The organism is Enterocloster sp. 210928-DFI.2.20 (assembly GCF_020554465.1).
Classification (GTDB): Bacteria; Bacillota; Clostridia; order Lachnospirales; family Lachnospiraceae; genus Enterocloster; species Enterocloster bolteae.
Genome location: NZ_JAJCHK010000001.1, coordinates 366,829 through 389,089, shown reverse-complemented (window position 1 = coordinate 389,089; position 22,261 = coordinate 366,829). Strand labels below are relative to the sequence as shown.

General features: G+C 49.6%; 19 protein-coding genes. 6 read left to right on the top strand and 13 right to left on the bottom strand.

Features of this window, described 5'->3' with window-relative positions; genetic code table 11:
* Positions 1–129: 129 nt before the first annotated feature.
* The 6 genes from LI015_RS01790 to LI015_RS01765 all read right to left on the bottom strand — a co-directional run bounded on the left by LI015_RS01790 (position 130) and on the right by LI015_RS01765 (position 6,332).
* Entirely contained in the window at positions 130–492 is a 363-nt protein-coding gene (locus tag LI015_RS01790; RefSeq protein WP_227123880.1) for a TfoX/Sxy family protein, read from the bottom strand.
* A gap of 31 nt (positions 493–523) precedes the next feature.
* Entirely contained in the window at positions 524–814 is a 291-nt protein-coding gene (locus LI015_RS01785) for a DUF3795 domain-containing protein (protein WP_117626680.1), read from the bottom strand.
* 136 nt (positions 815–950) lie between these two features.
* Entirely contained in the window at positions 951–1,856 is a 906-nt protein-coding gene (locus LI015_RS01780; protein WP_002571808.1) for a helix-turn-helix transcriptional regulator, read from the bottom strand.
* Positions 1,857–1,903: 47 nt separating this feature from the next.
* Positions 1,904–2,317, bottom strand: a complete 414-nt coding sequence (locus LI015_RS01775; protein ID WP_117626679.1) for a YjdF family protein — start codon at positions 2,315–2,317, stop codon at positions 1,904–1,906.
* A 247-nt stretch (positions 2,318–2,564) separates the two neighbouring features.
* Positions 2,565–4,535, bottom strand: coding sequence for a methyl-accepting chemotaxis protein (locus LI015_RS01770; RefSeq protein ID WP_118017698.1), 1,971 nt, complete (start codon positions 4,533–4,535; stop codon positions 2,565–2,567).
* A gap of 117 nt (positions 4,536–4,652) precedes the next feature.
* The gene (locus tag LI015_RS01765; RefSeq protein ID WP_117626677.1) at positions 4,653–6,332 is read right to left on the bottom strand and encodes a methyl-accepting chemotaxis protein; all 1,680 of its coding nucleotides are present in this window, start codon (positions 6,330–6,332) and stop codon (positions 4,653–4,655) included.
* Between the two features lie 258 nt (positions 6,333–6,590).
* Here LI015_RS01765 and LI015_RS01760 point away from each other — a divergent pair, with 258 nt between their 5' ends.
* On the top strand, positions 6,591–7,412 hold the full coding sequence (locus LI015_RS01760; RefSeq protein ID WP_117626676.1) for a chemotaxis protein CheW: 822 nt from the start codon (positions 6,591–6,593) through the stop codon (positions 7,410–7,412).
* Positions 7,413–7,530: 118 nt separating this feature from the next.
* Here LI015_RS01760 and LI015_RS01755 read toward each other — a convergent pair whose 3' ends face one another.
* The 4 genes from LI015_RS01755 to LI015_RS01740 form a co-directional block, all read right to left on the bottom strand.
* Positions 7,531–9,309, bottom strand: a complete 1,779-nt coding sequence (locus LI015_RS01755) for a methyl-accepting chemotaxis protein (RefSeq protein ID WP_117626675.1) — start codon at positions 9,307–9,309, stop codon at positions 7,531–7,533.
* A 268-nt stretch (positions 9,310–9,577) separates the two neighbouring features.
* Positions 9,578–11,359, bottom strand: coding sequence for a methyl-accepting chemotaxis protein (locus LI015_RS01750; protein WP_118017696.1), 1,782 nt, complete (start codon positions 11,357–11,359; stop codon positions 9,578–9,580).
* A 133-nt stretch (positions 11,360–11,492) separates the two neighbouring features.
* On the bottom strand, positions 11,493–11,684 hold the full coding sequence (locus LI015_RS01745) for a YjfB family protein (RefSeq protein ID WP_227123878.1): 192 nt from the start codon (positions 11,682–11,684) through the stop codon (positions 11,493–11,495).
* Positions 11,685–11,754: 70 nt separating this feature from the next.
* A complete protein-coding gene (locus LI015_RS01740; RefSeq protein WP_227123876.1) occupies positions 11,755–12,639 on the bottom strand; it encodes a hypothetical protein in 885 nt (294 codons plus the stop codon).
* Between the two features lie 182 nt (positions 12,640–12,821).
* On the opposite strand from LI015_RS01740, the gene LI015_RS01735 reads away from it, so the two are divergent.
* From LI015_RS01735 to LI015_RS01715, 5 genes are read left to right on the top strand one after another with little or no spacing between them, the layout of a single operon-like run.
* A complete protein-coding gene (locus tag LI015_RS01735; RefSeq protein WP_118017692.1) occupies positions 12,822–14,918 on the top strand; it encodes a chemotaxis protein CheA in 2,097 nt (698 codons plus the stop codon).
* Positions 14,919–14,936: 18 nt separating this feature from the next.
* The gene (locus LI015_RS01730; RefSeq protein WP_024725857.1) at positions 14,937–15,416 is read left to right on the top strand and encodes a chemotaxis protein CheW; all 480 of its coding nucleotides are present in this window, start codon (positions 14,937–14,939) and stop codon (positions 15,414–15,416) included.
* A 29-nt stretch (positions 15,417–15,445) separates the two neighbouring features.
* Complete coding sequence (locus tag LI015_RS01725; RefSeq protein ID WP_021895291.1) at positions 15,446–16,261, top strand: CheR family methyltransferase; 816 nt, start codon at positions 15,446–15,448, stop codon at positions 16,259–16,261.
* Between the two features lie 39 nt (positions 16,262–16,300).
* A complete protein-coding gene (locus tag LI015_RS01720; RefSeq protein WP_118017690.1) occupies positions 16,301–17,356 on the top strand; it encodes a protein-glutamate methylesterase/protein-glutamine glutaminase in 1,056 nt (351 codons plus the stop codon).
* A gap of 19 nt (positions 17,357–17,375) precedes the next feature.
* On the top strand, positions 17,376–18,338 hold the full coding sequence (locus LI015_RS01715) for a C39 family peptidase (protein WP_227123874.1): 963 nt from the start codon (positions 17,376–17,378) through the stop codon (positions 18,336–18,338).
* Positions 18,339–18,386: 48 nt separating this feature from the next.
* On the opposite strand, the gene LI015_RS01710 is transcribed toward LI015_RS01715, so the two are convergent.
* The 3 genes from LI015_RS01710 to LI015_RS01700 all read right to left on the bottom strand — a co-directional run bounded on the left by LI015_RS01710 (position 18,387) and on the right by LI015_RS01700 (position 22,206).
* Complete coding sequence (locus tag LI015_RS01710) at positions 18,387–19,766, bottom strand: glycosyltransferase family 2 protein (RefSeq protein ID WP_227123872.1); 1,380 nt, start codon at positions 19,764–19,766, stop codon at positions 18,387–18,389.
* Positions 19,767–19,783: 17 nt separating this feature from the next.
* A complete protein-coding gene (locus LI015_RS01705; protein ID WP_227123870.1) occupies positions 19,784–21,145 on the bottom strand; it encodes a tetratricopeptide repeat-containing glycosyltransferase family 2 protein in 1,362 nt (453 codons plus the stop codon).
* A gap of 128 nt (positions 21,146–21,273) precedes the next feature.
* Complete coding sequence (locus LI015_RS01700; RefSeq protein ID WP_117626722.1) at positions 21,274–22,206, bottom strand: flagellin N-terminal helical domain-containing protein; 933 nt, start codon at positions 22,204–22,206, stop codon at positions 21,274–21,276.
* Between the last annotated feature and the right edge of the window lie 55 nt (positions 22,207–22,261).

Here is a 22,261-nt window from a genome sequence, read left to right as displayed (position 1 = left end):
AACCATACGCGGGAACCATAAACCTGCAGGGACGCTGCGGGAACCATAAACAGCAGCCCGGTATCACTTTCCTTCGGTGACATGGGCTGCTGTTTTTTCCGGATATTTTTTACATTCCCGGCTCTGGTTTTAAGATTTTCGTTTCCCTGATTTTGGTTGGGATGGCTTTGACACAGATTGCTTTGGCTGGGGCGGTTCCGGAAGCTGACTGCAGGTATCCAGGACCAGGGCGGTCAGAAACTCTCTGTCATCCAGCTCCTCCACCAGATACATTCCCGGACGGCCGCCATGAGGTGCCACCGGTTCTGCTTCCGGGAGATGCTTATGTCCTGCTTCTGTCACCTTTATATAAAACTGGTTGTTCTCTACCGTTCCAAAGAACGTTCCCCCGCACCACAGGCCATACTCGCCAAATAATTTTTTATAGGAAATGGCACCTGCGCCGCTTAACTGCGCAGCTACATACTGAACATATTCCAGGCTGGAAGCCATATTGGGTCCTCCTTGTTTGATATGTAATCTGTCAATCCAGGGACCGGAGTACTTCCAGCATCTTTTTTAAGCCTGCCGCGTTTTCCTCCGGCGTCCTGGCGGGGTCCTGCTGGTCATACCGGCTGCACGGGAGTTCACTGCATCTGCCGCAGTGGGGCAGTTTCTTTTCCTCCACGCAGCACCGGTATATACTGCACCGCTCCTCCCCTGTGTATTCCAGCCAGAATGGTTTTCCCTGTATCTTTGGGCACCCCCCGCATTCCTTTTGGTAATAAGGACATTCATTGCAGATACATCCGCAGCATGCCACAATATTCTCCATCATCCTTCCTCCTTGCTATGAGCACTTAGATGCTGTGTTTCAGCACTTTACACACGGCGTACGTCATGTTTTATGAACTCATTTTACCGCAGGAAACAGGACATCTGTTTGTCATGTTTACAGACTGCTCTGGTATCTATCTGTAAATTTCATAGACACGGCGTCCCAGCTCTGCAAGCTCCCCGCGGAATTCGCAGGGCTCCAAAAGCTCAATCTGGTCTCCCAGGCTCAGTATCCAGCAGAACAGGTTTTCCTTGTCCGAGTATCCGGCTGTAAACATAAAATCACCGTCCGGCAGTTCCTCCAGAGTCTCCGGGCCAAATTCATCTACAATCCTCCATTTAATGGAAGGCTTGCACCGGGCTTTTACCAGAAAACGGATGGGGAAAGGACGGTCCGCCTCATTTTCATAAGGCGGCAGGATACGTTTATCAAAGACCTCCTGGCAGCATTCCAAATCCACCATACGGTTCAGCTTAAACAGCCGGTAATCCTGGCGCATCAGGCAGAATCCCCACACATACCAGGAGGACCACTGGAATACCAGCAGATACGGCTCTATTGTACGGCTGGTTTCCCCCATGGGCGAATAGTAAGTAAAACGTATGTGACGACGTGTTTCTGCGGCCTCCTGAATCAGGTGTATTTTAGGCGCCAGTGACTGCCGGTACCAGGACGAGAGATTAATGAGAATACTGCTGTCACTGCTTATCAAATCCTGCTTTCCAAGGGCCAGCTTGTCCATCAGCAGACGGTATCTGGCTGACCCTGATACGCTGTCAAGGCTTCTGAGGCCTGCCAGGATTGCATCCATTTCCCCGGACGTAATCAGGGTACGGTCCATGCTGTATCCCTCCATAATGGAAATCCCTCCACCGGGTCCCCGGCTGGTAACAAGAGGGATTCCGGCCTTGCAGATATCCTCTATATCCCGGTTGATGGTCCTCCGGGACACCTCGAATTTTTCCGCCAGATAGGGGGCGGTTACCTTTTCCCGCTGGAGCAGGATAGACAGGATACCGATGAGTCGGTCTATTTTCATGGATGGCAACCCTCACTTTCTTGGTTTTTAAAAACACAGAGGCAGTGTTACCTGCCCCTGTGCTTTTCTTTCTTTTTTTGCTGTTTCAGTTCAAACTGGCGTCTGGCCTCCGCTTCCTTTTTCTCTCTGCTGACCGCCTTCCTGCCTGTCTTTATCTGCTCATGCTGCAATTTCAGGGCCTGCTGGGATTTGGTACCGGTTCCCTTTGATTCAAGCTGTTTTTTGATCATGCGCTGCATTCGTTTTGGATTAATCTTACTCTCCGTCTTTTTCTCAATATCTACAGGCGGGCTAAACCGGAGTTTATTCCAGTTCTGCAACAGAAATTGACAGACCTCATAATCTTTGGGCTCCGCTCCAAATAAGATCTTACATGCCTCCAACCGGCCATCCGAAATACGTTCATACACTCCAATCCACAGGGTACCATTGAAATAAACTGTCAGTCTGCTTTTTTGCATAAAAAACACTCCTCGCTTTTTACAGCAAAGAACGGACAACCGAGGAGGCAGGTTACTGACAGATTATTACTGCGCCCGGACTACCGGCCGGGACTGTGTTTTTTTCTTTGCGTCATTTAGTTTTCTTTCTTATTTTAACTCACCCTCTTTTGTTTTGCAAGTATAACCGGAAAGCCAGCCGGAAGAACCGGCTGGCTTTCTGTAAGATGTCCTGTATTCCTGCTTATATCTGTCATGGCCCAGACAACTACCTGGTTTTAAACTGCCCCACCAGTTCCTTAAGTATCACTGCCTGCCCTGACAATTCCTCACTGGCAGCCGCGCTTTCTTCCGCTGTTGCAGAATTGGTCTGGACCACGCTGGATATCTGATCCACCCCCTGCGTCACCTGGGAGACGGCCTGGGACTGCTCTGCCGTGGCCTCTGTTATCTTATCCACCGCCTTTACCGTATTTTCAGTGGAAATCACTGCTTTTTGTAAGGATGCTGCTGTCTCGTCCGCGATTTTCATACCCTTTTCCACGGAACGGGCAGAACCTTCGATTAAAACAGATGTACTTTTGGATGCTTCCGCACTTTTGCTTGCCAGATTCCGCACCTCATCCGCCACCACCGCAAAGCCTTTGCCTGCAGTACCGGCCCGCGCAGCTTCAACCGCTGCGTTCAGGGCCAGGATATTGGTCTGGAACGCAATATCCTCAATGGTTTTTATAATCTTTCCGATCTGTGAAGAGCTCTCGCCTATGTCCCTGACCGCATTTACCAATTCAAGCATCTGTTCATTGCACTGCTCCACTTCCCTTCCGGTCTCGCTGCTCTGACTGTGGACATCCCCGGCTCTGTCGGCAGTTGCTATGATTTTCCCGGATATATCGTTAATCGTAGCAGCCAGTTCCTCAATGGCGCTGGCCTGTTCCGTCGCTCCCTGGGACAGGGCCTGGGCGCCGGCTGATACCTGCTCTGCCCCGGCTGACACCTGATCCGCTGACTGGTTAATCTGGCGCAGGGTGTCGCTCAGCTGTGCACTCAGTTTTCTGGCAGAATCCAGAAGTCCCCTGTAGCCCCCCACATATGCTTCTTCACATTTAGAATCCGCAGTCAGGTTGCCTCTTGACATCTCTGCCAGCATTTCATCCATATCCTGAATCATAAGCCGGAAACCCTGGACAAGGGTTCTGGCCGAATCAGCCAGTATCTGTGTCTCATCCCCGGTATGTATCTCATGAACAGGTGTATCCAAATCCCCCTCTGCCAACAGCCTTAACCGCTGGGCGCAGTCCTTTACCGGCTCTCCGATCTGTCTGGCCAGCCTGTAGGCCATATAGGAGGATATTGCCAGGAATACCACCATGAGTATGATTGTAATTATAATACCGTTAACCGTGGACTGGGTAAAATCTTTTGTGGGCGCATTGATTGCAAGGCTCCAGCCCTCCGTGCCTTCGATCGGTGAGAAGGCCAGGAACTTCCTGCTTCCCCCGTATTCATAACGCCCGAAACCAGATTCTCCCAATGTCATGCGGACTTCCAGGGCAGCCAGGTCCTTCAGTTTTTTATCTGTTTTTGCATCTTCCTGCGTGTTTTCCCTGTTTTTTACATTGTCCATATTCTTATGGGCAATTGTGTAGCCGGCATTATTAAGGATATAGGCGCTGCCGTTGGGACTAACCTGAAGAGAGGCCACTATATCATTTAAAAATGTCTCATTCGGTACAAAATACACCACCCCTGCAACCTTTTTTCCAGGAACTCCGCCCTCCCAGATTGGAGCTGATACCATGATGCTCAGCTGGCCCGTTATCTTACTGACTAACGGCTCCGACACCGCAGTCTCCCCCTTCATGGCAGATTTTACATAGGCCCGGTCAGAGTAGTCATTGCCGTCCAGGATACTGATTCCGTCCAAACCGATTATATTACCTCTTTGAAGTCCGTGGGAAAGGGCCTGGTTCTCAACAACAGCCCGCTTTTCCTCCACTGTGGCTGTCCGGTCAGAAAGCGTTGGGATACAGCCTGTGACATATGCAATGTTTTTATATGCATTCAGTTCCTCTTCAATACGTTCCGCAGCCGTGTCAGCCATCTCGGTCATGGTCTGCCCCAGTGTGTCAATTGTACTGGTGTAGTTGAGCCACGCGCTTATTCCGCCCACTATAACCAAAGAGGTCAGTATGGCAATAAGCATGCATGCAACGATTTTCATACGTATACTTTTCATAATCCCCACTCCTTTAAACTGTCATATTTTCACACCCAAAAAAGCTTATAGTAATTTTATCGGCATTTTTATGAAAATAATAAGGTTCATAAATACAACGGATACCGGAGAATTATGCTACTGCCGGAGTTTAAACTGATTAATGGCGCTTTCAAGGCTCCTGGCATGCTCCCGCAGTTCCTCGGAAGCGGTTGAGGTAGTTTCAGCAGTATTCATATTCGACTGTATTACTTCTGAAATCTGATGAATGCTTTCGGTGAACTGAGACAGGATTTCCTGCTGCCTTGCAGACGCGGCTGCAATTTCATCCACCATGTCCGTTGATTCCATCGCTCCCTTGCCTACCTGTTTCAGAGTGGCCATGGTATTACCTGTTAATGTGACACCCTTCTCAACCAATTTCAACGTATTTTCAATGAGCACAGTTGTATTTTGGGCGGCTTCCGAGCTCTTGGCGGCCAGGTTGCGCACTTCATCTGCAACGACTGCAAAGCCTTTTCCGGCAGCCCCGGCCCTGGCAGCCTCCACGGCAGCGTTAAGAGCCAGTATATTGGTCTGGAACGCGATATCTTCAATCGTCTTGATAATTCCGCTGATTTGATTGGAAGAGCCGGATATTACACCCATTGCTTCCGAAAGTTCTTCCATTTGCCGGGTTCCTATCATCAGCTGCCGGGCGGCCTCAGTGGAACAGGATTTTGCAGATTCAGCTTTATTTACAATGCGGTCTAAGTGAGAGGAAATTTCTTCTGCATTAGCGGACAGCTCTTCCACTGCCGCAGCCTGCTCGGAGGCGCCCTGTGATACGATGCTGGAACTGGCGGCCACATTGTCAGAGCCCAAGGACACTTCGTTTGCTGTCATATGTATCTTTTGAAGAGAATCGTTCAGGGAATCCAGGATTCTGATGAGTGATTTCTGAATAGGAAGGAACTCACCCAGGTATTGGATATCTATGGTCTGGTTCATATCTCCTTCAGCAATCAGCGACAGCTTGTTGGCAATATCCTCTATGTATTTTTTCAACTCAGTCTTGGTGCTGTGAATGGAGTTAACAAGCATACCAATTTCAGATGTATCCGGTTCCAGATTAAACGGGTGGGACAGGTTGCCGGATGCGATTTCATACATCTGGTCTTTAATCTCCACAACGGGCTTCAAAAGCCTGCTTTTTAATAACCGGAAGGTTATAATCTGAAGAACGACTATCATAAAAACCACAGCTACAAAACAACAGAATATGATATAACTGACACCGGTAAGCCGGTTCACCTCGTTTAAAGTTCTATCGTCCAGAGTTGCAAGGAAATCCGACTTTATCTGGTTAATCTTCGCCACGGAGGATTCATATTCTTTCCCATATACATAGTCTATGGCAGCAGCTTCATTGCCGGCCATTACATTCTTCATGGCGTTTTCTTCCAGAGGAACAAGGGTGTTGGAAAGATTGGACATCTCGTCAATCATGGACTGCTCGATTGCAGTAATACCAATTTCCTTCATCTTTTCTACGCCTATATCACGGTTTTTAAGGTGATTAATTTCATTCCAGTAGTTATCATAATGCTCCTGATTGCCGGTGGCAGCATAGGCCCTTACTTCATTGGTGAGATAAGATGAGCCGTTCATAAAACGATTGGCATTGTAGGTGAGTTCATAGCGGTATTTGTTTGCGGTGTTAAGTTTCGTGGTTATCCGGCTGTAACACACAAGGCAGAATACCATAAAGAACAAAGCCAGAATTGTTACGCCGTTTAACAACAGTATCAAGGTAGATTGTTTCATTTTTTTACACATAATGATCCTCCTCGGATTTATAATATTATCCCGGAATCTCTGAGCCAGTAAAATCCAGGCTTTCAGGCTCCCTTTTTATCAGCATGAACCATCAAGATTCTGAGAGATCATTTATAATGATTCCCGCTTATTTATATATCGGCAAAACATGGTGGTTACATTAGCACTTTTTGTAATTATATTTTTAATATAATTGTAGTTTGCAGCAAGAAGTGCTACAATAAAATAAAAGTGAATGGGGGGGCGACAAAAAACATTATGAGTAAAGAAATCAAGTATCCTTATATTGTATTTAAATTAGTGGACACGTACTATTGTGTAAGCAGCGAATGCATATCCACGATAGTTCAGCTTCCGCAATATGATAAGATACCTGAGAGTCCGGAAACTGTGACAGGGATGTTTCGTTATCGCAATCAGGTGATTCAGATGTTAGATTTACGCACTACATTTGGATTCAAGTCTTTGGCAGAAGAATGCAGGGACTTTGAGAAGATGATAGATGCCCGTAAGCAGGACCACATTAAATGGGTAAATGAACTGGAGACGGCTGTCACGGCAGGGACTCCCTTTTTACTTGGAAGAGACCCGCACCAGTGCGCCCTTGGAAGATGGTATGACAGTTTTACATCGGAGAACAATGTGGTCAATTTCCATTTGCGAAAGATTGACGATCCTCATAAGAGGCTGCACATGGCAGCGGATAATATAGAACATTGCGCAGAAACCAGTGAGAACACATGTGAGCTTGATAAGTGCCGGAACCATATCCTTGAGGATGTGAAGCAGAATTATATGCCTGCCATACTGAAGCTGCTGGATGAGACAAAGGATGTCTTCCGTTCTTCGGTGTATAAGGAAATGGTGCTGCTGCTGGACGGGACAAAGTGGGGAATTGTTGTGGACGAAATTATATCCGTGGAGAATCTGACTGTCATAGAGCAAAAGGAAAATCATGTGGTTGGACAGACTTCTTTTATACGCAACGTGCTGGAACGTGAGAAACAGGATGGTTTGATTTTTGAACTGAACATAGACGCACTGACCAATCATATGATGGGCTATAAGAAAGCATTATAGAGAAACCACATAATAAGCCCGCCTTTTGGCGGGCTTATTCCTATCCCCTATGCTGAACCGGTACAGATCAGCATGGGGTTTATTTTTTACTTTATTTTTTATGTTCCAATTTCATACTTTAATATTTATCCCCGCCTGCCGATACAGGAGAGGACGGCCTGCTGACTGATGCATGGGCCTCAGCCTGTGTCCCGAAGCTGCTTCCTCCAGTGGTCTTAAGGCGGAACTGGCTGACCAGGTTTTTAAGGATCTGGGCCTGGCCTGATAATTCCTCACTGGCAGCAGCGCTTTCCTCTGCCGTTGCGGAATTGGTCTGGATTACGCTGGATATCTGGTCAATGCCCTGGGTCACCTGGGAGATGGACCTGGCCTGTGCCTCTGACGCGCTTGATATCTCATTGATGGTTCCCGTCACATCCTGCACACCGGTCACCACCTCATTTAAGGACATGGCCGTCTCGTCCGCAATCTTCGTTCCATTCTCCACTGCCTTAAGGGAGCTTTCAATCAGTGCCGCCGTATTCTTGGATGCTTCCGCGCTTTTGCTGGCCAGGTTCCTGACCTCATCCGCCACAACCGCAAATCCCTTCCCTGCCTCGCCTGCCCTGGCAGCCTCCACCGCAGCGTTCAGCGCCAGGATGTTGGTCTGGAATGCAATGTCCTCAATGGTCTTAATGATTTTTCCAATCTCGCTGGAACGTTCGCTGATTTCCCCCATGGCAGACAGCATATCCTGCATCCTCCGGTTGCTCTCCGCTGCCTCATTTCCCACTTCATTGGCCCGGTCGCTGGCATTCTGTGCATTATCCGCATTCTGCTTTACCTGGGAAGATATCTCGTTGACAGTGGCTGCCAGCTCTTCAATGGAGGAAGCCTGTTCCGTGGCTCCCTGGGACAGGGCCTGGGCTCCGTCGGATACCTGCTCGCTGCCGCTTGCCACCTGGTCAGAAGACTGGCTGATCTGGGCCATGGTATTATTAAGGGAATCCGATATATTGGTTAAGGCTGTTTTTACCTTGGCAAATTCCCCTGCATAATCATAGGTCAGCTGGAACACCAGATTCCCCTCTGCCACCTGGTCCAGAACCTTGGAAATCTCATCAATATAATTCACATAATCCCGCAGCCTGCTCACCGTTGAATTAAAGTTGACTGCAAGGGTTCCCAGTTCGTCCCTGGAGCTGTAACGGATTTCCTCGTCCAGGTTCCCGGCCGCTATGTTCTTTGCCACCTGGTCAATCTCCTTAACCGGGGAAGTGATGCTCCTGACCACATAGACGGAACACAGAACTCCTGCCGCAACAAGCAGGATAATGACTGCTGTCATGATGAGCCGCGCCCCGGAATAAAGCTCGTCGCCATCCAGACTGGCCTGGGTCCCGCCCTCCGTATTAAAGTTCACCACCTTAAGCAGAGTTGCCGATGCCTGGTCAAAGAGGGTTTTGGCCTCTCCGTTTACCAATCTCATGGCTTCCTGGGTCTGATTCTCACGGCTGAGTGTAATCATCCTGTCATGGATGGAAAGATATTCCTGCCAGGCAGCCCTGGCATCCTCCATCATGCTCCTGTCTGTATCATCTGTCGCCAGATTGGACGTATAGTTATTGAATGTCGCATCAATTTCCCCCTTAATACGCTCCATCTCCGTCTCATAGGACGCCATGCTTTTCTGGTCCTGGGCCACGATATGGGCAAATTCATTGATACGGTAATCCGATGTCAGGGTATTTAACTCTTCCGCTGCTATGGTGGACGGCAGCCAGTTCTCCGCCAGTATGGTACTGCTGCCGTTAATCTTAGACATGAAGCTGAGGGAAGTCATTCCCAACGCTATCAGCCCCACTATCAGCATCCCCACAAGAATAAACAGTTTTGAACGAATCTTTAAATTTTTCATTTGTATTTACCTCCTTACATCATATATCGGCATTATTTTGACACAAATAATAAAATCTTAACAAAATCTTTACACCAACACGAAAAAAAGGCTGTAAAACCAACCTGTTGATGCTGGTTTTACAGCCTTTTATATACCAGTTCCATTTACCGGCGGCTATTTATATATGTAAATACCCCGATAACCACCGCCCCAATAAGAAAATATTTTACAAATAATATGTTCATACTAACCTTCCCATGAAAACCGGCTTAAGGGCAGCACCCTTTTAGTATTTTTCCCCGCTTTCATATCCGAAACCGGACATATCCGTATGTGCATGTACCGGTGCAGGCGCGGACTGCGGACCACGCGCTCCTGTTCCATCTGTCTTTAACTGGAACTGCCCCACCAGGTTCTTAAGGATCTGGGCCTGGCCTGAAAGCTCCTCACTGGCAGCAGCACTCTCCTCAGCTGTGGCTGAATTCGTCTGGACCACACTGGATATCTGGTCAATGCCCTGGGTAACCTGGCCAATGGAAACAGCCTGGTCATCACTGGCGCGGGAAATATTATCTATGGTTACGGTTACGCTCTGGACCCCGTCCACCACCTGGTTCAGGGCATCCGCTGTCTCGTTGGCAATCCTGGTGCCCCGGTCCACTGCGTGAAGGGAACCTTCAATCAAGGCAGATGTATTCTTGGAAGCGTCCGCAGACTTGCCGGCAAGATTGCGCACCTCATCAGCAACCACGGCAAAACCTTTTCCTGCCGCTCCTGCCCTGGCAGCTTCCACTGCTGCGTTTAACGCCAATATATTGGTCTGAAAGGCAATATCCTCAATGGTTTTGATGATTTTCCCGATTTCGCCCGAACTGCTGCTGATATCCGTCATTGCAGAAAGCATCTCCTGCATGCGCCGGCTGCTTTCCCCTGCCTGGTCCTTGACCTGAGCCGCTTTACGGCTGGCCTCCCTGGCATTTTCCGCATTGGCCTTTACATTGCCGGATATTTCATTAATGGTAGCCGCCAGCTCCTCCACAGAAGAAGCCTGTTCCGTGGCTCCCTGGGACAGGGCCTGGGCGCCGGATGAGACCTGGTCAGAACCGGCTGAGACCTGGTCCGCGGACTGGTTGATCTGCATGAGTGTGCTGTTGAGATTATCTCTCAGTTTAATAATGGAGGTAAGTATGGAGGTAAAATCGCCCACATATTTATCCGCATTACGGGTCTGGACGTCAAAATTCCCATTTCCCAGCTCTGCAAACAGGTAATCTTCATCATGGATAATGGCTTTCAGGGAATCCACCATGCCCCGGACACTGTCTGAAAGCTGTCCCAGCTCATCCCTGGATTCATATTTGAGCTGGACATCCAGGTTTCCGGCTTCTATCTCCTCCATTCCCTTTTGTATTTCCCGAATCGGCGGCACAATGGCACGAATCAGCATAAGAGCCAGGATTACCGCAATCACAATGGCTGCCACGGAAAGCAGGATAGCCACAATTAAAAGCATATTCCGTACACGGGTGGAGGTATCAAAATCCTTTTGTCCCAGGACATCAACGGAATCCGCAAAACTTCTGAGGTCTTCAATTGCGTCATTGACCTTCGGGTTATATTCGTCTGTTAAGAGCTGCTGGGCGGATGCATTTGACGCTGCCGTATTCTCCAGCGCCAGGGTTGATATCTTGTTCCTTAAATCCTTAACCGCATTCATTTTGGACTCAAACTGGTTAAGAAGGCTTAAATCCCCATCATAATTGTTCCGGAACCACTCCAGTTCTGTTGTTACCATGTTCATGGCCTCTTCTGTTTCTGACACATAAGAATTCGTATTGGATGAATCAGAATCCACTGTGGCCAGGGATACGCTCTTAATGGCTGTCTGAAGCTGAATCCGGATGTTGGAGGAACGTACGATGGCTTCATGACTATTTACATAAAAGCTTTCATAACTGTTTCCCACGTTATTCATTCCCAGAATTGTGGCAACCACGGCAATACAGAAACACGCGATAATGATTGCAAATACGGCTGTCAGTTTTTTAGCAATTTTAAGGTCTCTCATATTTATTCGTGTCCTTTCCTTTTTCTTCCTTATATCTTATATATCGACACCCTTTTTATTTTCTTAACTTCTTTTCCCGGGGAACATGTTAAAATCTTGTTAAGCCTGCTTCCTGCCCGTATGCTTCAACCGGCTAAGCATATACATCCAGCAGATGCGGGTTTCCCGCTGTGGGTACTGCTGACTCCATCATCTGCTGCAGCGCCTGCCCCTGTTCCCGTGCCGTATCCAGGGTCTTGCCCAGCATTGCCACATTCATATCTGTCATCAGACGCGTACTCTTAAGGTCCATACTGGCTGATGCGATTCCTGTCAATAAATCCATACTTTCATATCTCCTTTCTGATTCCCTGCACTTCTGTTTATTTATAAATCTGTTTACTTAGTTACCGCTTTTACCGCTTTTCCTTCCATACATCCGCCAGCGCCCCGTACCCGTCCGGACCATCTAATACATAAATCTTCTTTATCATGTCCCTTCCGTTATCCAGGCGGCTCATGGCGTTCACGTATATTTCATTGACCTTCCCGGACGGGACCAGGATGATATCGGAATATAGGGCCTGCGGTATACGGCAGTGGTCCTCCTCTGCCAGTTCCTCATCCTCATAAAAGGGCATGTAAAACACCATCCCCGCGTTCTCCCTGACTTCCATGAAATCATAATCCGGCCGGATTCCCCCCTGGCCCGGACAGGCATAAGGGCCGTCGGTAAAGACCATGTCCGGCTTCCTTTCCCGGATGTCATACTGTCCGAATCCAAACGGCTTTACCGACTCTGGTATGAGTGCTGATTCATCATGCATCACGGCTTCTTCCCCTGATGCATCTTCTTCCTTATAAGATGCGGTAAGCACATAACAGTCTGCCTTATCCTTCATGAGATGGTAGAAACGTTCCATCTGCTTCCAGGCCCGGCTTCTGCACACAAGGAAAACGATTTCCAGCCGCACTTCAAACTCAGCCTCCAGGCTGGAACCGATTTCCCCACGCTTGCCTGCCAGCTGCCTGCCCTTGCAGAAACGCTCCTTTAAATCCTCCTCCACCATATACTGCCAGAGCAGTTCGCAGTAATCCTCCAGAAGCTTTACCGTCTGCGTGCCGTCTCCCTCCACCTGTTCTATGGCTGTGCCGATTGCCATGGCCGATGCCTGCATATCCTCAAGGAGCCGGGCAATCTCCTCTGTTTCCCGCTTCTTTGTCCTGGAATCCAGGATTGCTTCCGCCCTTCCCAGGGTAGACAGCATATCCCTCATCTGCTGTTTCATGTTTTCCCGCATGTTTTTTCCCGCCTTTCTCATAATTCCACAATATGTATATCGGCATTTTGCGCCATAATATAACAAAATTTTAATATATTCCAAGCTGTCCTCACTTTTCCCTTATGCTTTTATTTTTTGTGCCGATAAAATAATTATGGTTTTACTATGATTAAAATTTTAAAGAAGGCGGTGTAAGCACAATGGATAATGGTATGGAAAGTATGCTTGATACGTATCTGTATGAAACCAATTCCCTTTTAGACCAGTTAGACGAGATGCTTGTTGCAGACGAAAAAAGCGGGGAGTTTTCATCTGATGATGTAAATGAAATTTTCCGGATTATGCATACCATCAAAGGGTCATCTGCCATGATGGAATTCGGTTCCCTTTCTATAATCGCACATCATATCGAGGATTTATTCTTCTATATCCGTGACAAAGGGATTGAATCCCTGAACCAGGAACATAAAAAAGAGCTGTTCAACCTTATGTTCCGGTCAGAGGACTTTCTGAGAAGTGAAGTGGAAAAGGTGGAGCAGGGCGCTCCCCTGTCAGATAATCTGGATTCCTTTGCCCTGGAAATTAACGGTTTCCTAAAAAAAATCAGCAGCCCGGAAGGCAGCGCCCCAGACCCCTGCGGCTCTAAAAACGGGGCGGACAAGGCAGATAACAGGTCCCTCCCTTCGGACCCTGAGGCAGTGTGCTGTCTCCACATTTTCCTTGAGGAGGGAGTGGGCATGGAAAACCTCCGCGCCTATATGATAGCCAATTCCTTAAAAGAATGTGAACTGGATTTCAACTATTATCCCGCGGACATGGAAAGCAACCCGGATTCCTGCCAGACCATTGTTGAAAACGGATTCTTCCTGACCTTCAGCAACCGGGAGACTGCTGCCCAGGCCGAGGATATCATCAAATCACAGAACCATATCCGGTCCTATGAACTGCTGGATATGTCTGTTTCCCCTGATACGGAACCAAAACAGGACGCGCCCGACCAGGGGCAGGATAATAAAAAGGCGGCGTCCCCGTCCGCTCCCGCCCAGACACCGGGTTCCTTTGCCCAGGGCAGCACACCGCAGCCAAACTACGCGCCTGTGAAGCAGAACCTGATCAGTGTGAACCTGATGAAGCTGGACAGCCTGATGGATATTGTGGGAGAGATTGTCATAACTGAATCCATGGTCACCTCCTCCCCTGAACTGAAGCTTCTTCCCAGGGACAGCTTTGACAACTTCATGAAATCCGGACGGCAGCTGCGCAAGCTTACGGACGATCTGCAGGATATTGCCATGTCCCTGCGCATGGTCCCCATATCAGGCGTGTTCCAGAAAATGAACCGGATTGTCCGGGACATGAACCAGAAACTGGGCAAGGATGTGCGCCTTAAAATCATCGGCGAGGACACGGAAGTGGATAAAACCATTGTGGACAGTATCCAGGACCCCATCATGCACATTGTCCGCAACAGTATGGACCACGGCATAGAAGAAACAAAAGAAGAGCGTATTGCCGCGGGCAAGGACCCCCAGGGTGAAATCATCCTGTCCGCCTCCCATACCAGCAGCGAGGTGGTCATCTCCGTGTCAGACGACGGATACGGCATGGACCCCCACAAGCTCTTAGCCAAGGCCAAGGAAAAGGGACTGCTGACCAAACCGGAAAGCGAATATACCCGGAAGGAAGCCTTAAGCCTTATTATGGTTCCCGGCTTTTCCACCAACCAGGCTGTGACGGAATACTCGGGCCGCGGCGTGGGCATGGACGTGGTTAAGAAAAATGTGGAATCCGTGGGCGGCACTGTCTCCATCGCAAGCGAGGACGGAGCCGGCACCACAATGACCATGAAGATTCCTCTTACCCTTGCCATTGTGGACGGGATGAAGGTAACGGTGGGAAATTCCATTTTCACCATTCCCATATCCAATATCCGCCAGTCCTTCAAGGTAAAAGACAATCAGATCATCCTTGATGAATACGGCAATGAGATGGTGGAGCGCATGGGAAGCTTTTACCCCATTATCCGGCTCCATAACTTCTACCGTCTGGATACAGAGGTCACTTCCGTGGACGACGGCATCCTTCTCTGGGTGGAGGCCAGCGACCGCTCCTACTGTCTGTTCGTGGATGACCTGATCGGCGAACAGCAGGTGGTTGTCAAACCGCTGCCCACTTACTTAAACAGCTTTGAACTTAAAAATTACGGCATAACCGGATGCACCATCCTGGGGGACGGTAATATCAGCATTATACTTGATATACTCAGCCTGCATGCTGCTGCCATTGAAAATATATAACACGCGGAGGGATGAATGATGTCAGAACAAATCGAAATCCAGAATGGACAGGAACCGGAAAACGAGGATATGAACAATTCAGTGGAGCGCTGCCTTACCTTTGAATCAGGAGGTCTTGTCCTGTTCCTCAGTACAAAATATGTAATTGAAATCATAAACGCCTATGCCATCACCCCCCTTCCGTTGGTCCCGTCCTTCATTAAGGGAATCATTAACCTCAGGGGACAGATCCTTCCGGTGGTGGACATCCGTCTGTGCATGGGCAAGCCGGAGGTGGAATACACCAACAAGACATGTATTGTTGTGCTCAACGTTGATTCCATTTCCCTGGGTATTGTAGTGGATTCGGTCCGCCAGGTCATGGACATCAATTTCCAGGACGTACGGCCCATTCCTGTTAAGCGTCAGCAGAAGTTGCTGGACGGCATGGTAAACATAGAAGACGGCGGTGTGCTGATGTCCTTTGACTGCCACGCCCTTGCCAACTACCAGTATTAATTGCCAGGATATTCCACAGGAGTCACGATATGCTAACTTTAACAGATGAAGATTTTCACAGGCTTTACACCTATATCAAAAAAAATTACGGCATTGACCTTGGAAAAAAGAGGCAGCTCATCGTGAGCCGCCTCTCAAACATGCTTACGGCCAATGGCTACACCAGCTTCAAACCTTATGTGGATGAGATTATTTCCGGTCAGAACCGGGATATGGTAACCAGCATGCTCAATAAGCTGACCACCAATTATACATACTTCATGCGGGAAGAGGCTCATTTTAATTATCTGAAGGATACGGTCCTTCCCAACCTGGCCAGGGCCCATGAGCGGGACCGTGTGCTCTCCATCTGGAGCGCGGGCTGCTCCTCCGGCGAGGAACCTTACACAATCTCCATGTATCTCAAGGAATTTTTCGGTTCCCAGGCCTCATGCTGGGATACCCGGGTCCTGGCCACCGACATATCCCAGCAGATACTGAACACGGCCCAGAATCCCACCTATCAGGAGGAAAGCCTGGGCCGTGTGCCGGAATCCTGGAAACAGAAGTATTTTGTCAAAACCGGCGGCGGCTCCTACTGCATCGCGCCTGCCATCAAACAGAACGTCATATTCAGGACCTTTAACCTGATGGAGCCCATCCGTTTCAGGAGGCCCTTTGACCTGATTTTCTGCCGGAATGTGATGATATATTTTGACCAGCCCACAAAGGTGGACCTGGTACGGCGTTTTTACAACGCAACCGTACCGGGCGGTTATCTTTTTATCGGGCACTCAGAAAGCCTTAACAAGACAGAATGCCCTTACCATTACCTAATGCCTGCCATTTACCGCAAGGTACGGTAATGGTTATTTACACTGATTTACCAGAAAGAAGGATATGATATGGAACGTAAAATCCGGCTGATGATCATTGATGATTCAGCAGTATACAGAAATTGGCTGATTACCCAGCTCTCAAAGGATGAACATCTTGAAATCATAGGATATGCAACAGACGCCTTTGATGCGAGAAAGAAAATACCCGCCCTTAAGCCTGACGTCCTGACCTTGGATATTGAAATGCCGGGGATGTCAGGTCTTGATTTTTTAAAAGAACTGCTGCCCAGGCATCCTCTCCCTGTCATATTGGTATCCTCCCTCAACATAAAAGTGTTTGACGCCCTGGCTGCCGGGGCGGTGGACTTTGTGAGAAAACCGGATATGAACAGCCATATGAGTAAGGATGCTTTCCTGTCCATGCTTATTTCCAAACTGATTGTGGCTTCCCAGTCCAAAATCCGCGTCCCCGCATCCCAGGCAGCGCCGGTCACCTCCGCCCGCCGTATATCCGGTAAGGTAATATCACAGTTTAAACCGGAATCAGATAATGGGACCGTCATAGCCATCGGCGCGTCAACAGGAGGCACCGAGGCAATCCTGGAGGTCTTAAAACAGTTTCCCGTCAACATGCCGGGCATTGTCATAACCCAGCACATGCCTGCCGGATTCACAGCCATGTACGCAGAGCGGCTGAACCGGCTGTGTAAACTTGAGGTCCGGGAAGCCAGGGGCGGGGACAGGCTGCGCCCCGGACTGGCCCTTCTGGCGCCGGGAGGCCAGCAGATGCGCCTGGTACGTATGGGGGCTGGTTATGCGGTCCAGTGCAGCCCCGGCGAAAAAGTGAACGGCCACTGTCCTTCCGTGGACGTGCTGTTTGATTCCGTGGCCCACACGGTCAGGGAAAAGGCCATCGGCATCCTTCTGACCGGCATGGGGGCAGACGGGGCGGCCGGGCTTCTGCGCATGCGCAAAAACGGGGCCTATACCATCGGCCAGGACCGGGAGACCTGTGTCGTATACGGTATGCCCATGGAAGCCTATAAAATCGGGGCTGTCTGTGTCCAGTCCCCCCTGCAGTCCATCCCGCAGGCAGTTGTAAACCGGCTCTCCAAGTCCTGATACGGACCGGAAAAAGGATATGAAGAAAAAGAAAGATGTGAAAAAAAGAAAGCAGCCCCCTTCTTATCCGGCTTTAATCAGAGGGGGCATCCTGATATCGGCCCTGATTATGACGGCCAGCCTTTCCTTTTACATGGGTCCCTCTGTCCTGGAAAAGGCGGACCGTTTATACCGCAGCATGTCCGGCCGGACATCTGAGCCTGCGCCTGATTCCTTTATTTCCGGCGCCGCAGGTCCCATCCAGGAAGCCGGTGCCGGCGGACCGGAACAAGAACCGCAGCAGGACCAGGGACAGCCTGGAGCAGACTCCCCGTCTGTCCCCTACCTGGAAGTGTCACAGGAACTTGGACGCCTGGATGACCTGACCCTTGATAAGGAACCGGAACAGGTTGGGGCCTCCTACGCCGTCATGCTCAACACTGCCATGGGACCCATGCTTTATTACAACCAGGCTGACCAAAGATGGGGCGACTATCTGTACGGAGGACAGGACCCCATGAAGAAATATGGCTGCGGTCCCACTGCCGTTGCCATGATAATCAACAGCTTTTCAACCACCTCCGCCACTCCTGTGTCCGCTGCGGACTGGGCTGCCGCCAATGGCTGCTACGCTCCCCAGGGAGGTTCCTACCATAACCTGATACAGGATTCCTTATCAGCCCACGGAATCCAGGTAGAGAGCGTAAACCAAAGGACGGCCGGGAATGCGGCATCACTGCTGGACAGCGGACATATCCTGATTGCCCTCATGGGAAAGGGCGCCCTTACGGATAACGGACATTTTATCCTGATTACAGAGTATCTGGACAACGGGAATGTCCATATCGCAGACCCCAACAGTTATGAGAACAGCACAAAAGAATGGGAACTGGGCCAGCTTATGGCGGAGCTGAAACAAAGCCATGACAACGGGGCGCCGCTGTGGGCGGTTGGGCCGGAGAAGGTAGGGGAGGCGGCGGAAGGGGCGGCGGATAATGGATGATTTCATGCATTTTTGTAATGATATGGAAAACAGATAACCGGCGCCTTTCTAAGGCTGCCGGCCTCTCTGTTCCATGGATTGGTCAAAGCACTGCAGTTCCTCCTGGGAACAAGTGCCCCTGACCACCTTCACCAGATTCCCGTAATCCGCCTTCATGGCAGCCCGCAGGATGAAGATACGGTCCTTTAAGCGGTTCATGTCATAGAGGGTTCCAAGGAACATGGCCACATCCGCGGCATCGGCGGCCTTAGCGGCTTTGGCTGCATTAGCTGCCTTGGCTGCATCCCTTTCTTCATCCCATTTAAAGGCGCAAAGCATCATGACCAGGGTTGACATAAGATAACGGTCCGCCTTCAATAGGGCGGTACAGCATTTCACGCATTGATCCAGGTCCCCGTTCTGATAATGGCACATGGCAAGAAGTTCCCAGGTTCCCTGGAGATTGCCGGTGAGAAGCTCCCCTCTGTTAACACTCCCATGCTTATCCAGGATCTGCAGTGCCCTGGCCAGGTGATATGCGCCTTTTTTGAAATCCTGCTTTGCCACATAGAATTTTCCTGCAACATAATCATAATCACATTCTTTCGGAATCAGACGGATTGCCTTGTCATAAATTTCCATCATGGCCTGCTCATCATTCTTTTTATATAAAATAGTCATGAGCTTCCAGAAGGTAACCGCGCTTCTCACGTCGTACTCATCAATATGTGCCGGCATCCGGTCAATGGATTTCCTGTACCACTCCTCTGCCCTCTCGTTATTATCCCTGATTGAATAATAGGCATCTCCCAAATACCCCATCATATCATAATCGTCCGGGTGTTCTTCTAATTCCATAAGAATCAGCCTGGCATTGCGTTCCCCCTTCTGCTTATCCTCGCTGGAACTAAGATCATACCCGCTGTGGAAGATGGCTAATTCATTGCTGGCATCCACGGTGCATTCAACAATACTGCCTCCGTTCAGTTCCAGTTCCTCATGAATCCTTTTTTTATACCGCAGGCCTTCCATCCGCTTAAAGATACGGGTCTGTACGCCGCCTGCAAAGATTTTCTCATCCCGGCTCACATGCATCCAGGATGTGAGCATGACATAATACCGTGTCCTTGCCAGTTTGTTTAGCAGCGGCATCAGCTTTTCTGCCTCTTCCGGAGGAAAATACTCATCTGCATCCAAAAAGGCAATCCATTCCCCGGACGCCTTGCTGATTGCATAATTCTTAGCAGCCGCAAAGTCGTCAATCCACTCAAAATCATACACCTTTGCCCCCATGGCCCGGGCAAGCTCAACGGTCCGGTCCGTGCTGCCCGTATCCACCACAATCTGCTCATACACAATGTCCTTTCCCCAGGACAATGCCCGCTCAATGTTTGTTTCCTCATTCTTGACAATCATGCATTGTGATAGCCGCACATCTGCGCATCCCATCTTACGTTCCTCCCTCTCTATGAGTTTATTTCTTCAGGACCGGCAGATATGACGCCGGGCCATGCTGAACGGATGTATGACAGCTCCTCCGCTGTAAACCGCCTTTTTATATATGCCTCAAGCTCCGGCCATCCCAGTTTAGAGCACGCTTTCAGGACAAACAGCCTGTCTTTCATCGAATGGAGACTATACAGCTGTTCCAGTATACCCATGGCTTTTTCAGGAGCCACGGACGGGCGGAAATCATTTCCCCTGAATGCCTCCAACAGAAGGTACAATGCCTCCATGGAATAGGGAGCAGACTTGAGTACGGCGATACACAGACTGACCGCCCGTTCATCCTTTCCGGTCTTCCGGCAGCAAAGAGCCAGGTTTTCATATGTTTCCCGTAAATGGCTGCCTATGAGCATGGCCCGGTTATTGCTTCCATATCTTTGAAGCTTGTCCAGCGCCCGTTCCAGGTACAATACTCCTTCCGCATAATCCCTGTCCGCTGCAAGATATGTCCCAATTAAATAATCAAAGTCAGCTTCCTTGGGAAGAAGTCCCGCAGCCTTCCCATAAATAAGCTTCATCTCATCTATGTCATTCCCATTCTCCTCCATAATCTGCAGAAGATATGTAAAAGTAGCCGCGCTTCTCTGGTCCCTTTCATCCAGCACGGAAGGCATGGATGCAATGGACTCCCTGTACCAGGACTCCGCCTTATCCAAATCCCCGGCCGCATAATATTCATCTCCCAGATACCCCATCATCTCATAGTCCCCGGGATGGTCCTCCAGCTCCTTAAGGATCAGGTTCAGGTTCCTTCCATTTACCTTTTTTTCCTCCCACGCAGCCCCTCTGTAACCGCTGTGCAGAATGGAAAGCTCCCCTGTGGCGTCAGCAATATGCATGGGGGTTCCGTCCATCCGTCCAAGCTGTTCATGAATCCTCCTCCGGTAGCCCAGATTAGCCCGGTTGCGGAAGATGCGGATCTGGGTTCCTGCGGCGCTGACCCTGCCCTCTTCATCCAGCTGCATCCATCCAGCCGCTATCCCCTCTGCCTTGGTAGATTCCAGCTGTCTTAAAATCCCCGGAAGCTTTTCCCCGTCTCCCGGAGCAAATGTCTCGTCCGCGTCCAGGAATGCAATCCACTCCCCCCGGGCCTTGCTGATTGCATAGTTCTTAGCCGCGGAAAAATCATCGCTCCAGGTGTAATGATAAACCTTGGCGCCCATGGATTCTGCAATCTGAACCGTACGGTCCCTGCTTCCTGTGTCCACCACAATCTGCTCCCAGACAATCCCTTTTCCCCATGAAAGGGCTTTCCTTATATTCTCTTCTTCATCTTTTACAATCATGCACTGGGAAATGCGCACCTCTCCCTGTCTCTCCAAAATAATGCCTCCATGCCTTCTGTCTGTAAAGGAAAAAGCCATTTCTCAGCTTCTTGCTTTTGAAATGGCTTTTTCTTAAGGCGGTCCCGCCTGAAAGGGCGGAACCAGTACCAATTGCTGTTAAAGAATTACTGTAACAGGCTCAATACGCCCTGAGGAGCTGCGTTTGCCTGGGAAAGCATGGACTGGGCAGCCTGCAGAAGGATATTGTTCTTGGTGTAGTTTGTAATCTCATCAGCCATGTCTGTATCGCGGATACGGCTCTCAGCTGCTGTGATATTCTCAGAAGTAACTTCCAGGTTGCTGATGGTGTGCTCCAGACGGTTCTGGGCAGCACCCAGCTTAGCACGGTAGGAAGATACGGTGTCGATAGCTGATTTGATGGCTGTGATGGCTCTGTTGGCGTAGGTTGTGGTGGTGGTACCAACATACAGGATGTGGCCCGTACCCATGGTACCACTGGCCATTCCGCTGTAGGAAGACCTGGTAGCATTAAATATACCAGAAACCGTCATGGACTGTCCGCTGACCAGAATTGTTTCACCGGCTGTCGGACCGATCTGGAAGGTCATCTTGTGGGTACTGCCAGGTCTGTCAGCGCTGATCGCGCCTCCAACTGCACTCGGATTTGCGCCATAACCATTCTTGCTCTCCAGCGGCTTAATACCGTTGAAGTCCGTGTTGTTTGCAACACGGTCAATCTCTGCAATCAGCTCGTTCATCTCGGACTGGATGTTGCCGCGGGCAACAGAGTTGTATGTACCGTTTGCTGCCTGGGTTGCCAGGGTTGTCATACGTTGAAGCATGGAGTGAACCTCTGTCAGGGCGCCTTCTGCTGTCTGAATCAGACCGATGGCATCGTTGGCATTGGCTGCTGCCTGGTTCAAGCCGTTAATCTGGGATCTCATGCTCTCAGAAATAGCAAGTCCTGCAGCGTTGTCGCCTGCACGGTTAATCTTGTAACCGGATGACAGTTTCTCCAGGTTCTTGTTCAATGCGCTCTGGTTGGTACCTAAGTTTCTGTAAGAATTGATTGCCGCTATATTATGCTGAATTACCATAAATATTTCCTCCTTGATTTTAAATATATCCGGCAGGAACCTCCCTGTCCCCGCC

Bases quoted from the DNA above. Each gene is read 5' to 3' on its own strand.
- LI015_RS01725 (WP_021895291.1), top strand. From the start codon at position 15,446: ATGCTAACTTTAACAGATGAAGATTTTCACAGGCTTTACACCTATATC.
- LI015_RS01775 (WP_117626679.1), bottom strand. From the start codon at position 2,317: ATGCAAAAAAGCAGACTGACAGTTTATTTCAATGGTACCCTGTGGATT.
- LI015_RS01715 (WP_227123874.1), top strand. From the start codon at position 17,376: ATGAAGAAAAAGAAAGATGTGAAAAAAAGAAAGCAGCCCCCTTCTTAT.
- LI015_RS01710 (WP_227123872.1), bottom strand. From the start codon at position 19,766: ATGGGATGCGCAGATGTGCGGCTATCACAATGCATGATTGTCAAGAAT.
- LI015_RS01745 (WP_227123878.1), bottom strand. From the start codon at position 11,684: ATGGATTTATTGACAGGAATCGCATCAGCCAGTATGGACCTTAAGAGT.
- LI015_RS01750 (WP_118017696.1), bottom strand. From the start codon at position 11,359: ATGAGAGACCTTAAAATTGCTAAAAAACTGACAGCCGTATTTGCAATC.
- LI015_RS01790 (WP_227123880.1), bottom strand. From the start codon at position 492: ATGGCTTCCAGCCTGGAATATGTTCAGTATGTAGCTGCGCAGTTAAGC.
- LI015_RS01720 (WP_118017690.1), top strand. From the start codon at position 16,301: ATGGAACGTAAAATCCGGCTGATGATCATTGATGATTCAGCAGTATAC.
- LI015_RS01770 (WP_118017698.1), bottom strand. From the start codon at position 4,535: ATGAAAAGTATACGTATGAAAATCGTTGCATGCATGCTTATTGCCATA.
- LI015_RS01700 (WP_117626722.1), bottom strand. From the start codon at position 22,206: ATGGTAATTCAGCATAATATAGCGGCAATCAATTCTTACAGAAACTTA.
- LI015_RS01760 (WP_117626676.1), top strand. From the start codon at position 6,591: ATGAGTAAAGAAATCAAGTATCCTTATATTGTATTTAAATTAGTGGAC.
- LI015_RS01765 (WP_117626677.1), bottom strand. From the start codon at position 6,332: ATGTGTAAAAAAATGAAACAATCTACCTTGATACTGTTGTTAAACGGC.
- LI015_RS01735 (WP_118017692.1), top strand. From the start codon at position 12,822: ATGGATAATGGTATGGAAAGTATGCTTGATACGTATCTGTATGAAACC.
- LI015_RS01780 (WP_002571808.1), bottom strand. From the start codon at position 1,856: ATGAAAATAGACCGACTCATCGGTATCCTGTCTATCCTGCTCCAGCGG.
- LI015_RS01730 (WP_024725857.1), top strand. From the start codon at position 14,937: ATGTCAGAACAAATCGAAATCCAGAATGGACAGGAACCGGAAAACGAG.
- LI015_RS01785 (WP_117626680.1), bottom strand. From the start codon at position 814: ATGGAGAATATTGTGGCATGCTGCGGATGTATCTGCAATGAATGTCCT.
- LI015_RS01740 (WP_227123876.1), bottom strand. From the start codon at position 12,639: ATGCGGGAAAACATGAAACAGCAGATGAGGGATATGCTGTCTACCCTG.
- LI015_RS01755 (WP_117626675.1), bottom strand. From the start codon at position 9,309: ATGAAAAATTTAAAGATTCGTTCAAAACTGTTTATTCTTGTGGGGATG.